This window comes from Streptomyces sp. NPDC001787, assembly GCF_040297465.1.
In the GTDB taxonomy this organism is placed as follows: Bacteria; Actinomycetota; Actinomycetes; order Streptomycetales; family Streptomycetaceae; genus Streptomyces.
This window is the reverse complement of record NZ_JBEOZE010000015.1, coordinates 137,574-151,221: the sequence shown is the minus strand read 5'-3', so window position 1 is coordinate 151,221 and position 13,648 is coordinate 137,574. Positions and strand designations below refer to the sequence as shown.

The following is a 13,648-nucleotide window of genomic DNA, read 5'->3' as shown; positions in this document are numbered from 1 at the left end:
CAGTGCGCGATGACGGAACCGGAGCAGGCACCAGCTGGGTGGTCCTGGGCGGCGTCCACCTCCTGAACCGCACCGCCCCCGCCCGTGACGAGGACACCATCGTCCTCGTACGCGTGCCCGAGCTGGAAGTCTGCCGGCCGGCCACGACCGTGACCGTGAGCTGGCAGACCCTCGGCCTCTGTCCCGTCGACGTCCGGACCGCCGACGGGACCCCGTTGGCGTCCGGTGTGGTCGACGGCGCGGCCTTGTGGTCCCACGCCATGCCCGGGCCGGCCCTGCGCCAGCTGGTCGGCACGGCTCCGGGGCTGGTCCCGCTGTGCTATCTGGCCCGGTACCCCGGCGGATTCCACGTCTACGCGCAGATCAGGTTCCACCCCGAGGACGCCTGCTTCGTCCGCACAACCCAGGAACCGGTCGGCGCCGGACCGGTCGAAGAACTGCGCTGGCTGCGCCCGGCTCTCACCGCCCACAGCGACCACGGCCGGGCTCTCAACAACCACCGCCGGTACTTCCGCACCCACCTGTCCGGCACCGAGCTGGAGGTCAAGTACACCCTGGACCCGGCACCGGACATCTGGACGGCGTCCATGAGCCTCCTCAAGGCCCTGCGCAACGGCGAGCTGGAAGGCTGCCGACCCGAATACCGGGACGAGTTCCAGATCAACCACACCGAGAACCACCTGTTCGACGTGACCGGCCCAGACGAAGAGATCGGGTACGCCTCCTTCATCCCCACCGTGACGGCCGGGCACGTCCTGAAGCGGAAGTGGTACACGGAGGACGCCTTCGCCCGGCGTGAAGAGCTCACGCCGGGCATCGATGTCCGCCCCGACGGCTTCGAGGCCTACCTGCGTGACGAACTCGGCCTGGAAGTCGCGCCACTGCCCGCGTTCGCGCGCGTTCGCTACGACATCCAGTGCGAGTCAATGGGCACCGGCCACATCTTCGGCATCTTCTTCGACCGCTGCTCCCTGCTGGCGGCCCCCGACATCGTGCTCTCCCAGTGCGAGTTGGAGTACCTCCGCTCCCGCAGTGTCCTCGACACCACCCACGATGAGCTTCTCGCCGAGATGGAACGCATCACCCGATGGCTGGGCGACTACCTCGCAGCGCGCGGCTTGGCCACGGAGCGCACCTACTACTCCAAGCGCACCTTCCTGCGCGACGTCGTAGCCCGGAGACCCGATCTGCCCACCGCATGCCAACATTGATGTCCGCCCGGATTCCTCAGCCCCCGCCCGTACGCGGAACCGATCGGCAAGGACGAGAGGACCTCCCGCACATCCGGTGAGAACGCGCCCGTACGCCAGCACTCGGTACCAGGAGACTCGTGAAGAACAACAGATCCACGTCCGCAGCCGTGGTCGCCACCGCGTCCCGCCAGGGCACGCAAGGTCCGATCGCCGACGCGGTCCGGCACTACGTCGCAGCCGATCACACCACCGCAGTCGCCGTCGTCGACGGGGCCGGTCACGAGGCCGATGTCGTGGCGATCGCTCCGGTCCTCGCCGAGGTCGCCGCCCGCAACGCGGCCCAGCACGGCGCGGTGCGCGGCGTGCTGTCGGCGTCCTCGCTCGTCACCGAACGGGGGCCGGACGGCGACGGCCCGCGGGCCGTCGCCGCAGTTGTGATGTGTCCTGCGAACGGCCAGACGATGGCGGCCTGGTCGGGGGACTGCCGGATCTACGGCTCGAACAGCACGCGCCTCCACCATTACTCCAGCGACCAACCGGTCGCCGGCCAGATCCGCCGCTACCTTTAACTCACCGAGCCCCTGCCCTTCACCGCTCACGACCATCTGCGCGGCGACCTCACCAACGCCACCCTGGAGACCGTGCCCGGGGTACTGATCCCCGCAGACGAGCTCGTCATCATCACCAACGACGGCGTGCACGACACCGTCCCGGCAGAGCGGATCCAGGAGCTCGCGGTCGCCCACGCCGCCGAGCCGCAGCGCCTGGCCGACTACACCGGCGACCCTGTCATCGTGCCCATGACATTCTCGACCCCCGCTACGCCACTGAACTGTTCACCCCGCTGCGCCAACGCGGCCCCGGCTTCCACCACCTGGTCCTGCACGCCGGACCGGATACCCTGCAGCAGCGGATCGCCGACAGCGACGACTTCCCCGGCGAGGCCGTACGCGCCTTCCGGCAACGCCGGGCCGCCGACTACCAGGCGGCCGCCGACTCCTGGATGCACGCCCAGGGACACGTCATCAACACCAGCGCCCTCACCGCCGGACAGACCCTCCAAGCGGCTCTCGCCCACCTGCACACCACCGAGCCGACCGCACAGGAAGCCCCCCTGCCGTGACCACCACGCCAACCCGCACCCGGCACCTGGAAACCCGCCCCGTCCCATGGCCATGAAGCGGCAGCTCGGCCAGACCGGCACAACCCGGCCTGGCCGCCCTCGCCGAAGGACGGCGCTTCATTGGGATCGAATGCTCACCCGGCGGTGCTTGGCTGACGCCGCCTGACGGTCAGCCCAACGCGCCGAGCACTGCGACGTTTGGCAGCACCGGACAAAGATCTCTCTGGTTTGCGCCTCTTCGGGCCGTCCCATCGATTCGCTGCGGACCCGCTGATAGACAACGCCCGACAGTCTTCAACGGAAGGGTGTTCCGCAATGCGCAAGACGATGGTCCTGGCCCCGATAGCACTTGGGCTCCTTGGAGCGCTTACTCTCGTCTCCCCCTCTGTCGCCGCGGCCCCCACGAACGTCCGGAGAAGCCGCGTCGTGCACGAACAACTGGACTCTCTCCAGCTCTGAAGGTTCGGCCAGCGGAAAGTGGTCTGACAACAACACCGGCGTGGTGGGCACCGTAAAGGACACCAAGTCGGACGGCAGGTGTCCCTACGTCCGGGGAGTGACCAACAGCGGGGGGTGGGTGGACAGTGACTGGGCAACCGGGAACGGCACCACTGCCAACATCAACATCTGGGCCTCCGAAGGGTTCGACCATATCGAGATGCGCTACGTCAACTGCTGAGACCCCGGCCTCACGGGACGGATCGGAGTGGGCAGCGAGAGTTGCACCTCGCCTGCTCGCCCAGACGCCCTAACCCCGACTTGATGCCTCACCAGGCCCTGGACGCCTTCCAGGGCCTGGTGGCGTACTCGACCGGCATCGGTGTGGACCGCACCTGGGGTGAAGCTCCGGACCGGCATTGCAAGGGCCGGCGTGTCCCGCTCGGCAGGCGCCCCTTCGACCAACTGGCAACCGAGGCAGCGACGTGGCGGAGAGGGCATTGCCCGGACGCCTTGAGTGTCCCGGGCAAGGTGCGTGAGCGGCATCGGCGGGGCTACCGGGAGAGCCGCAGGTCCCAGCTGTCGCCGGTGCGGACCAGGGCAGGGGTGTAGGTGGCGGGGGCGGGACGCCCGGCCTCTTCCCACTGCGTCAGCCAGCCGCGGAGTACGGTCAGGGACGGGGAGTCGTGGGCGTCGGCGAGCATCGTGCCGTCCTGCTGGATGACGGCGGCCGTCGTGGTGGTGGTGTGGCCGATCGCCCACATGTCCGGGGTGAGACCGGCCATCGTGAGGCGGTGGTCACCGCGGGTGGCGGCGAAGGTCCGCCAGGACGGCCAGTCGATCTCCGGGCCGTACGGCTCGGTGTGCGCGTCCTTCAGCAGCCCGTTTAGCGCGGTGCGGGCCCCGGTGTGCAGGTGGTCGTCCTCGCCTCGCCAGGCGATGGAGATCCAGGAGGGGGCGGGGACACGGTGCTCCCAGTCCACCCACCGGCCGGGCAGGTCGAGGTTGTCCTTGGGCGAGCTGGTCGCCTCGATATACCCGCCGTCGAACACCTCCTCGACCACGGGCCGGCCGCCGAAGACACGGATCTTGGTGACGACGGTCATGTTGGGCACGGTCGCGATCGGCAGCGGGGCGACGATGAGGCCGCCGTCGACAACCTGGTCCACCCACGCCTTCGGCAGCAGCGGCGGGGTGCACCAGGCCACCAACCGGTCGTAGGGGGCCTGTTCGGGGAAGCCGCTGGTGCCGTCGGCGGTGTGGCAGCGGACATGGTCCACGCCGCGCTGGTGGTGGATGAGGCCCGCCCAGCGGGTCAGGTAGGTGTCGATGTCGAGGCTGGTCACCTGCCCGGTGGGACCGACGAGCTCGGCGAGCAGGGCGCCGGAGTAGCCGGAGCCGGTGCCGAACTCCACGACGTTCATCCCCGGCCGGACGCCCAGCGTGGTCAGTTCGCGGTGGATGACGGCCGGGTTCGAGCGGTGCGGGGTGGCGCCGCGGCCTTCGTGGTGGGTGTAGTGGCGCTCGGGGACGGTTTCGGCGGCCAGGGCGACGGCGGACATCGGCTCACTCCTTCGAGGGGTACGGGTACACGCATTCGGTCAACTGCTCCAGGCGGGTGAAGGACACGGCACCCGGTGACGCGATCAGATGGTCAGTGCGGTGTGGTGGTGCCAGCCCGCTTCGGTGTACTCGCCGACCGGTCCGAGGCCGGGCAGTTCGGCCCAGGCGTGGTATTCGACCGGCGGCGGGGAGAACCGCACCCCCCAGGCACCAGTCCAGGAGGCAGGCTCTGAACGCCTTCAGCCGCACCGTCGACCCGGTGAACAGCTCGGGCTCTTCGACGACAGCATCGGCGCTGCAGCGGCTCGGAACGGGAATGTAGATTCCGGAGCGCTCCGCGCGCTGGTGAGAGAGGGGATGCTGAACGTGCACCGCGGCAGTGTTGAGTCGCACCTGGCGCTGGTCCGGTACCTGGTGGACGGTGCTCCTCTTCAGGTGCTGTGTGCGCAGATCCACCGGGAGCTGGGAGGGGGCAGGCCTATCTCTCGATGGCACGCCGGCTGATCGATGGAGTGTGAAGGGGGGTGCCGCGTCGGCCGCCCTGATCTTCCCTGGTTTTCCCGGGCCGTAGTTTGCGTCCCTGCGGGATCGTCCTGCACCACCACTGCTTGATGGGTCTTTGGCCGGGCAGGCAACGCATGCTGGCCCGCGGCACCACTGGCCCCCGTCGTCCGTGGGCAGGCCCTGTGCAGGCGATCCTGGACGGCGGGGGCCGGGGTCTTGACTCACATGGCGGCCATGCGGGTTCTGACGGCGAGTGCGGCCCGGAGGTTGCGGGCTGATCCGGTGTTCTGGGCGATGGTCACGGCCGCGTTGATGACACTGTCCGCGGCCTCGCGTTCGCCGGATGCGAGGTAGATGGAGGCGGAGGACGTCAGCATCTCCGCGGCACCGCGGACCGAATCCGTCGGCCAGGACGCATGGGCGACGTCGAGGGCTTCCCTGCCCCGCCGGAGTGCTCCCGGGGTGCTGGTTCCCAGGCGGACCATGGCGTGGCCGACCCATTTCTGGATCTCCGCGGTGTCGAGGTATCCGATGTAGGGAGGCATTTCGCCGTCGTCCGCCGTCTCCAGCAGTTCCCATGCGGTCTGGATGTCGCTGTCTGCGGAACGCACGTGTTTCAGCGCTGCGTGATGGTGGGCGCGCACCGCGTGGAGCCAGGATCTGACGGCGGGGTGGGCGCGGGTCCCGGCAATGTGGAGGGCGCGGTCGGCGATCGCGAGGGCTTCGGTGAGGCGGCCCTGGTCGGCGGCGACGCGGCTGTACTGCCCCAGGAGGTTGGCGGCCACGGAGAGGTCGCCCGCCGCCTGGGCGTGATCGGCGGCGTTGAGGTAGTAGCCGGCTGCCATCTCCGTCATTCCCTGGTCGTAGGTGAGGAAGCCGACGAACCCGCCGGTGTCGGCGGCGAGTGCGGCGATACGTCCGCGTTCGGCAGAACTGGTGGCGGAATTCAGCCAGTTGGTCACCTCGCGGTGGTGGTCGCATGCCTGCGCATAGACGGATGACGCTCCGCGGAGGTTGTCCATGCGCCCTTGTGCTGCGCGGATGGCACGGTGGGCGTCCAGGAGTTCGTCGTTGCCGGCCAGAAGCCCGTCCTTGCCGGGGATCAGGGCGGTGCTGTTCATGACGAGTATTCCCGCGCCCGTTTTGAGTAATGCCCGTCGCTGCATGTCGTCCCCTCCCAGGTGCCCGGCGGCCTTGTTCATCTGCCCTGTCTGACGGCGCCGGGTTCTCCTTCGCCGTGTCAAGGACGAGCGGTTCCCAGTCCTGCATCCGGTTCAGGCTCCAGTCGGGCCACGCCAGCCGTGCTGGGCCAGGGCGACGGTGGTGCGGAGCCGGGCCGCCTGCGCCACGGCGGCCAGGGAGCTGATCGCCGGGACGTTGGCGCCGGGAGTTCAGTCCCTGCACGCTGCAAGGGACTGCCCTGACCAGGGCATCTGTCGTGGGCCAGCAGGGACCAAGGGACTGGATTGCGTATCATCGAGGGGCGGTGCGGCCGTGACTGGCCCGTCTTCCCTGTCCTTCAGAAGAGCCCTGCTTTTCCGCCTCCCCCGCAGTGCTTCCACCGTGGTAGCGGCACTCCCGCCCTCTCGGCAGGTCACGGGCCGTCGCAACACGTTCCCCGTCCCGGTTTCCGATGATTTTCCCGGCTCGGGTTCAGTGGGTGAGTGCGGTGGTGAGCTGTTGGAGCCGGAGTTGGGCGCGAGGTGAATCGACGTGTTCGGCGAGCGTCGTGGCCGTGTCGTGCAGCTCGGTGGCTTGGTCGGTGTCGCCGCTCTGGCGGTGTGCGTCGGCGAGGTCGAGGACGGCGAGCATGTGATCGCGGGGATAGCCGAGGGTGGTGGCGGTGACGCGGCGTGTGAGGTACGGCTCGGCGTGGTGAGGCTGTCGGGCGGCCAGCCAGGCGCGGCCGGTGGCGGCGTCGATCGCAGTGTGGGAGAGCCATTGGCACCACCAGGGTGCCCCGGAGTCGGGACCACTCCTGTCGAGCTGTTCGTGGGCGCTGTCGCAGGCGCGGCGGAGGTCTTCGGTGTCGCCGCGGCGGCCGGCGGCGAAGAGCCTGCGGTCGGCGATGACAGCGGCCAGTGCGGGGGTGGTGCCGGCTGCGGTGTTGGTGCGTTCGGCGACGGTGAGGAAGGCGGTGGCCTCGGTGTGCTGTCCGAGCCATGCCGCCTGGTAGGCGGCTGACGCGAGAAGGTTGCTCGTCGCGTGGCGGGCGGCGGGGTGGGGAGATTTTTCGGCGGCCAGCCGCATTCCGGTGTGGTAGATGCGCTGGGCCTGCGGGTGAAGGTTGTTGTCGAAGGCCATCCAGCCGTATTGCTCCGAGAGTTCGATGAACGCCGTGTGCAGGCGTCGGACGTTCGCGTTGTCGCCTGTTGCACCGTTGACGATGCGCGCGGTGGCCTGCCACAGGCCTCCGGCCCACTCCAGGGCTTTGGTGCCGCTGCCGTCGGTGTCGTCGAGGTCGCGCAGGTCCTGGATGGCCCGGTCGATGTTGTCGATGACCTTGTCGGAGGGGCTGCCGCCTCGTTCGGCTGCTGCGGCGAGTGCGCTGTTGGGGCTGAGGAGCAGGGCCAGGGCGGGTGCGGTTGTCGCAGCGCCGGTCAGTATCAGCATGTGGCGGCGGTCCATCAGGTCTCCTTGCGTGATTTCGCGGAGCAGCGCGTCGAGGGGGGCGTCGGCCGGTGCGTCCAGGTGCCGTCGTCGGGTGGCGCGGGTTCTGGGGCCGTCCCAGCCCAGTTCCGCGGCCGTGACCGGACGTTCGGCGCGGATGCCCAGCACGGTTAGGGCGTCGCGCTGGTTGTCGGGGTGCGGCAGCGCGGGGTTCGTGCGCACCCACGAGTAGCCGCTCTTGGGGTCCAGGGGTCCGCAGCCGCGGCCGGCGCGGACCTCGTTGATGCGGGCGATCAGATGCTCGGGGTTCCAGCCGAGCCTGCGCAGTAAGTCCGCGAGCGGGTTGTCGGCGGCTTGTGGCTCCATGCGTCATCCCTCGGGAAGGCGGACCTTGGCCGGACGCTAGCAGCCAAGGTCGTTGCCCGGTACTGGGCGGCGTGCACCGACCGGTGTACGTACACCGAGTTGGTGGATCCACCTTCTCCACCTCGTACACCTCTGGTCCGGGTGGGGGCGGGGCGGGTTGTCTGTGCGCCGGGCCGGTGCTGTGCCGGTCCTGGGGACGAGGGGATACGTCGATGGCAGAAGCGGCTGTGGGTGCGCCGGGCAAGGCGCCGCGCGACATCGGGTGGGATCTGGCGGGCTGCGCGTGGGACCGGCTCACGGAACTGGAGGGCAAGGACGCCGTGTTCGCGGCGGACATCTGGGCGCGTGAGGGCTGGTCGTCGCTGCGCCTGGCCCTGGGCGAGGCGGAGGCTTACCGGTTCGCCGGACGGGTCGCGGTGACCTGGATCCGGCCGGACGCGTTCGCGGCCGGCTCGGCCCGCCGGGTCCTGAGTGCCGTCGCGGGGCGGGGGTTCAGGGTTCTCGCTGCACGGCCGGTGCGCGTGGACCCTGCGGGGGCCCGCGCGTTATGGGCGTACATGTGCCGGTGGGCGACGGTCGAGCGGCTGTGGCTGCTGGACGCGGTCGTCAATCTGGGACCCGGGCTGGTGGTGCTGTGGGCCGACGACACGAGCAGCCCGGTGCCGGCGTCGTCGCGGATGACGGCCGCGAAGGGGGACGGCGCACCCGGGCGCAGGCGGGAGGGGAGTTTGCGTGAGGTTGCGGGCGCGGTGAACCGGGTGCTGACGATGGTGCACAGCGCCGATGAGCCGGCCGACGTGGTGCGGGAGCTCGCCGTGTTCTTCCCCGACTGGGCGCAGCGGGCCGTTCTGGTGGAGGAGGCGGCCGGACGGCTGGCCGACGGTTCCGCAGGACGTTGGGAGACGGCCTGCCGGCAGGTCGAGGCGGAGCTGCCCGAACTGCCGGTGCCGGGGTCGGACGTGCGGGTGGTGTGCGAGCCCGGGGACCTGTGCCGGGGGGAGTTGTCCGAGCGGTGGGCGGCGGTGCGGGCCGGCGCGGACGGGTGGCCGTTGCTGGCCGCGGTGTCTGGGCCGGTGTCCTGGCCGGAGCAGGCGACGAGGAGCCCGTGGCGATGACGGCGGACCGGGTGAACCTGCGGACGATGCCGGTGCGGTTGTGGCCGTGGTGGTCGCAGCACGCCATCGACCTGGTCGGCGGCCTGCTGGAGTGCGGGGATCTCGCGGGTGCGGATGCCGGGCACCAGCAGATCGACGCCTGCGAGCAGATGGCCTCGCACACGCTGGCCGCGGGACGGCCGGTGATGATGTGCGACTCCGGCACCGCGGCCCTGGAAACCCTGTACGCCGCGCTGGGTCTGGGCCGGGGGTCCGAGGTGCTGGTCGCCAGCCATTCGTTCCGTGCCACGGTGACCGCGATGCTTCCGGCCGGCCTGGTTCCGGTGCTGTGCGACGCCGACCCGGGCACCGGCCACATCGACCTGGACGACGCCGCCACCCGGGTCACCGCCCGGACCGCTGCTCTGGTCGTCACACACACGTGGGGCCGCCCGGCCGACCTGGACCGCATCCGGGCCTTCGCCGACCGGCACCACCTGGTACTCCTGGAAGACTGCTCGCACGCCCACGGCACCCGGTGGCAGGGCCGCGCCGTCGGCACGGTCGGGGATGCCGCCGTCTGGTCCACAGGCACCACGAAGATGGTCTCCGGCGGCAAGGCAGGCCTGCTGACCTGTACGGACCGTCAGGTGTGGGAGCGGGCCATGGTCCTGGCCCAGCCCAAGCACCGGGCCGCCGCCCGCGTCGACGGCGCGCAACTTCTCGCGCTGACCGCCACCGGCGCCGGCCACAACCGGCGGGTGCACCCGGTCGCGGCCGTCCTGGTCACCGATCACCTGATCCGCCTGCCCCACACCCTCGCCGCGAAGAACGAACGGCAGTCAAACATCGAGACGGTCCTGGCCGCCGAACTCCCCTGGCTCCAGCCCCTGCCCGCACCACAGGGTCACGTCGACGGCGCCCTCTACAAATGGCACTGGCGCAGCACCGGCCGGCCCGGCAGCGACACGGCCCGGGTCCTGTCCGCGGCCGGGATCCGGGCGCGTCTCCCGGCGGCGCCGCTGCACCGCCTGCCGTTGTTCACCGACGACCGGCTGGGCGCGCTGCTGGGCTTGCGGCGACTGGTCACGCCAGATCCTGCGACGTTCCCCGGCACCCGGGCACTGCTGGAGGGCCTGGTGGAGATCGACACCCGCGACATGTACGAGTCCCTGCCCGACGGCGACACCGACCCCGCTGTTGCCGCACTGGAACGGGCCGCCTCCCTCACCACGAAAGAGTGCGCATGAACCCTCTCAGTGAACCGTTCACCCTGCGCGGCGTGAGTGTCCGCCACCGCATCGGACTCCCCCCGATGAGTACCTACCAGGCCCTGCCCGGGAACTTGCCCGACCCGGTGTGGCACGCCGCGCACTACGCCAGCAGGTCCGCCGGCACGGGCCTGGTCATCGTGGAGGCCACCGCCGTCTCCCCGGGCGCCCCCGCCACCCCGCACGATCTCGGCCTGTGGAACGACGCCCAGACACACGGGCTCGCCCCGGTCGCCGCGGCCATCACCGCGCAGGGGGCGACCCCCGCACTCCAGCTGTCCCACGCCGGCCGCAAGGCGTCCCGCACCCGCCCCTGGGGCACCGGCGCCGACGCCCCGCTCGACGAGCCCCACGGCGGATGGTTACCGCTCGGCCCCTCCCCCCTCGCCTTCGCCACGGGCTACCGCACACCGCGGGAGATGACGCCCGACCAGATCGACACCGCAGTCGATGACTTCGCCGCCGCCGCCCGCCGGGCGATGCGGGCCGGCTTCCGGGCCGTCGAACTCCACGCCGGACACGGCCGCCTCCTCCACAGCTTCCTGTCCCCGATCGCGAACCACCGCACCGACGCCTACGGCACCACGTTCGAGGGCCGCACCCGGCTGCTGCGCCGCACCGTCCGTGCCGTGCGCCGGGCCCTGCCCGACGACGTACCGCTCCTGGTACGGATGTCCGCGACCGACCACCTGGACAACGGGTGGACGCTGGATGACACCGTGCGCCTGGCCCCGCTCCTCGCCGCCGACGGCACCGACCTGATCGACTGCACCTCCGGCGGCATCGCCCGCCCCGAGCCCAGGCCGAGCGGCCCGGTCTGGCAGGCGCCCTACGCCCGCACGGTGCGGGCCACCGGCATGCCGACCGCCGCCGTCGGCAAGATCACCACCCTGGAGCAGGCCGCCCGGCTGCTGAAGGACGGCGACTGCGACATCGTCCTGATGGGCCGCCGGCTCCTCGTCGACCCCATGCTCCCCGCCCGCCACGCACCCCACCACGCCCCGGCCCCCTACCGGCGGGCCCTGGAAACGATCGGCACCGCCGACGGCCATCTCGCCCCCGAACTGTGAGGCACCGGTGATCGTCCTCCACAGCCGGCGGCTCGCGTACATACGGACCCGGAAGACCGCGTCCACCTCGCTGGAGATCGCCCTGTCCCGCCTCGCCGGACCCGACGACATCGTCACCGCCCTGTCCCCCCGCGACGAAGCCCTGCGGAAACAGGAAGGCGGGCGGCCGCCCCAGAACCACCTCCACCCCGGGCTCACCCCCGGGCCGACACCGGTAGCACCGGGCATCGCGGGCCGTGTCCGCTTCCACAACCACATGCCCGCACGCCACATCGCCACCGAACTCGGCGAACTGTGGGACACGTACACCACGTTCACCGTCGAGCGCAGCCCGTACGACAAGGTCGTCAGCCTCTACTTCCACCGGCACCGGGACCCCGCCGACCGGCCGCCGGTCGACCATTTCGTCGAAACCGGCGAGTTCACCGACGCTCTCAACTGGCCGCTCTACACCAGCACCGGCGGAGACATCATCGTCGACCACGTCCTGCGCCACGAGACCCTGACCCAGGACCTCGCGCGTCTCACAACCGCGGGCCTGCCGGTCCTGGCACTACCGCACGCCAAATCCCAGTTCCGGCCGCACAGCACCGGCTACCGCGACGTCCTCACCCCCGCCGCGCGGCGGGCCGTCGAGACCGTCTACGCGCCGGAGTTCGAAGCGCACGGCTACGCCTGGTAGCCCCGAAACGCTGGGGCGCCCCGCCGAGACCCGGCCGGGCGCCCCAGCCCCCGTGCCCGCTACTCCTCGGAGGCGGCCTCGACGCGGGCACCCGTCAGCCGCACCAGGTCCTCCGCGAAACCGGGGTAGCTGGTGGCGACCGAGTCCCACCCGGTGATCAGAGACCCGCCCTCGGCCGCGCACGCCGCGAGGACCGCGGCGGTCATCGCGATCCGGTGGTCACCGTGACTGTCCACCGTGCCGGGCCGCAGCCGGGCACCGCCCTCGATGACCATGCCGTCCTCGGTCTCCGTCACCCGTACGCCGAACGCCCGCAGCATGCCGCAGGTGTGCGCGATCCGGTCCGACTCCTTGGCCCGCAGTTCCCCGGCGCCGGAGATCACCGTGGTGCCCTCCGCGACCGCAGCGGCCGCCGCGAGGGCAGGGACCTCATCCACGATCCCGGGGATGTCGGCGGCCGTCAGATTGACCGCCCGCAACCGCGAGGACCGCACCGTCATCGTCCCGGTCACATCATCGAAATCGATCCCGGCGCCCATCCGCCGCAGCACCCCCACAAAATCGGACCGGCCGAACCCTGTGTAGAGGTCCTCGACGACCACACTCCCGCCGTCGGTCAGCAGCGCGGCGACAGCCCAGAACGCGGCCTGCGACGGGTCGCCCGGCACCGCGATGTCGGTGGCCGTCAGCTCTCCCGGCTCCACCCTTACCAGCGAACCGTCCACGTGCACGCGGGCACCGAACCGGGCCAGCATCTCCTCGGTGTGACGTCGCGTCGGGTGGAGCTCGGTCACGGTCGTCGGCCCCTGGGCCGACAGCCCGGCCAGCAGTACCGCGCTCTTCACCTGCGCGGAGGCCTGCGGCGGCGCGTACGCGATGCCGCGCAGATTTCCCCCGCGGATCACCAGCGGAGCCAGCTGCCCGTGCTCGCGGCCGTCGATCTGCGCCCCCATGGCCCGCAGCGGCTCCGCGATCCGCCCCATCGGCCGCCGTCGCAGGAACTCGTCCCCGGTCAGCACCGACAGCCCGTCGAACCCCGCGCACACACCGGCCGTCAGCCGGATCCCCGTACCCGCATTGCCGTGGTCCAGCACACCGTCCGGCTCATGCCGCAGCCCGCCCTCCACCAGCAACCCACCACCACCGTCCTCCCGGACCACCACCCCGAAACGCTCCACCGCCCGACGCGTGTGCATCACGTCCTGCCCCAACGACAGACCCGTGACCGCACTCGTCCCACGCGCGAGCGAGGCGAGAAGCAGAGCCCTGTGCGAGATCGACTTGTCACCCGGTACCCGCAGCGACCCCACCGCCGGCCCCGCACCCGTCACCCGAACTGCCTCCACAGCATCAAAACTCATGACCTGCCACTCCCTCATGGTGAACGCGCGGCCAGCCGCTGGGGATACCAAAAGACCGTTCTCGCGCGGCGGTTCCACCACCCAACCACGTGACGGGCACGCTCCTGCGCAATCCAGAGCACAATGGCCGAAGAAGCGAATCGAGCACCTGTGCTGCACCGTGCGTGCCGCTCTTCCCACCCCATGCCGGGTTCGCGCCCAGTTCACCCACACCGCAACCCCCACGCGCGTGGGGACGCTCACCGGCGTCCTGGGGACCGCGTTGTGGCGAGGCATCGTATTCAGCGTCGGCGGTGTGCTGCCGGCGCGGGCTCAATGAAGATGTCGCGGAAGCGGAACCAGAGCGGCCCGCTCCGCCCAGCCAGGCGGGCTG

Annotated in this window: 12 protein-coding genes; 7 read left to right on the top strand and 5 right to left on the bottom strand. The window is 70.9% G+C overall.

The window, feature by feature from the left end; translation table 11 throughout:
• The first annotated feature begins 2 nt into the window (after window positions 1–2).
• Both ABT170_RS21645 and ABT170_RS21640 read left to right on the top strand, forming a co-directional pair.
• Window positions 3–1,211, top strand: coding sequence for a hypothetical protein (locus ABT170_RS21645; RefSeq protein WP_351869773.1), 1,209 nt, complete (start codon window positions 3–5; stop codon window positions 1,209–1,211).
• A gap of 119 nt (window positions 1,212–1,330) precedes the next feature.
• Window positions 1,331–1,762 (top strand): hypothetical protein, encoded by a 432-nt coding sequence (locus tag ABT170_RS21640; protein ID WP_351869770.1) that lies wholly within the window; start codon window positions 1,331–1,333, stop codon window positions 1,760–1,762.
• Between the two features lie 203 nt (window positions 1,763–1,965).
• On the opposite strand, the gene ABT170_RS21635 is transcribed toward ABT170_RS21640, so the two are convergent.
• Window positions 1,966–2,277 carry a hypothetical protein gene (locus tag ABT170_RS21635; protein ID WP_351869767.1) on the bottom strand — a complete coding sequence of 104 codons (312 nt, stop codon included), beginning with the start codon at window positions 2,275–2,277 and terminating at the stop codon, window positions 1,966–1,968.
• A gap of 538 nt (window positions 2,278–2,815) precedes the next feature.
• On the opposite strand from ABT170_RS21635, the gene ABT170_RS21630 reads away from it, so the two are divergent.
• The gene (locus tag ABT170_RS21630) at window positions 2,816–2,995 is read left to right on the top strand and encodes a hypothetical protein (protein WP_351869764.1); all 180 of its coding nucleotides are present in this window, start codon (window positions 2,816–2,818) and stop codon (window positions 2,993–2,995) included.
• 313 nt (window positions 2,996–3,308) lie between these two features.
• On the opposite strand, the gene ABT170_RS21625 is transcribed toward ABT170_RS21630, so the two are convergent.
• The 3 genes from ABT170_RS21625 to ABT170_RS21615 all read right to left on the bottom strand — a co-directional run bounded on the left by ABT170_RS21625 (window position 3,309) and on the right by ABT170_RS21615 (window position 7,797).
• A complete protein-coding gene (locus tag ABT170_RS21625; RefSeq protein WP_351869761.1) occupies window positions 3,309–4,316 on the bottom strand; it encodes a protein-L-isoaspartate O-methyltransferase family protein in 1,008 nt (335 codons plus the stop codon).
• 726 nt (window positions 4,317–5,042) lie between these two features.
• On the bottom strand, window positions 5,043–6,065 hold the full coding sequence (locus tag ABT170_RS21620; protein ID WP_502970549.1) for an NsdA family TPR-like regulatory protein: 1,023 nt from the start codon (window positions 6,063–6,065) through the stop codon (window positions 5,043–5,045).
• 409 nt (window positions 6,066–6,474) lie between these two features.
• Entirely contained in the window at window positions 6,475–7,797 is a 1,323-nt protein-coding gene (locus ABT170_RS21615) for an NsdA family TPR-like regulatory protein (protein ID WP_351869756.1), read from the bottom strand.
• 212 nt (window positions 7,798–8,009) lie between these two features.
• Here ABT170_RS21615 and ABT170_RS21610 point away from each other — a divergent pair, with 212 nt between their 5' ends.
• The 4 genes from ABT170_RS21610 to ABT170_RS21595 are packed head-to-tail and all read left to right on the top strand — an operon-like array spanning window position 8,010 to window position 11,914.
• Window positions 8,010–8,912: a nucleoside-diphosphate kinase gene (locus tag ABT170_RS21610; protein ID WP_351869753.1), complete on the top strand. Its 903-nt coding sequence runs from the start codon at window positions 8,010–8,012 to the stop codon at window positions 8,910–8,912.
• The gene (locus ABT170_RS21605; RefSeq protein WP_351869750.1) at window positions 8,909–10,141 is read left to right on the top strand and encodes a DegT/DnrJ/EryC1/StrS family aminotransferase; all 1,233 of its coding nucleotides are present in this window, start codon (window positions 8,909–8,911) and stop codon (window positions 10,139–10,141) included. Before ABT170_RS21610 ends, ABT170_RS21605 begins: the two co-directional genes overlap by 4 nt.
• Entirely contained in the window at window positions 10,138–11,232 is a 1,095-nt protein-coding gene (locus ABT170_RS21600; protein ID WP_351869748.1) for an oxidoreductase, read from the top strand. The genes ABT170_RS21605 and ABT170_RS21600 overlap by 4 nt, the downstream gene beginning before the upstream one ends.
• Before the next feature lie 7 nt (window positions 11,233–11,239).
• Window positions 11,240–11,914: a sulfotransferase family protein gene (locus ABT170_RS21595; RefSeq protein WP_351869745.1), complete on the top strand. Its 675-nt coding sequence runs from the start codon at window positions 11,240–11,242 to the stop codon at window positions 11,912–11,914.
• A gap of 59 nt (window positions 11,915–11,973) precedes the next feature.
• Here the strand turns inward: ABT170_RS21595 and aroA are convergent, their stop codons facing one another.
• Window positions 11,974–13,275 (bottom strand): 3-phosphoshikimate 1-carboxyvinyltransferase, encoded by a 1,302-nt coding sequence (gene aroA, locus ABT170_RS21590; protein ID WP_351869742.1) that lies wholly within the window; start codon window positions 13,273–13,275, stop codon window positions 11,974–11,976.
• Window positions 13,276–13,648: the final 373 nt, after the last annotated feature.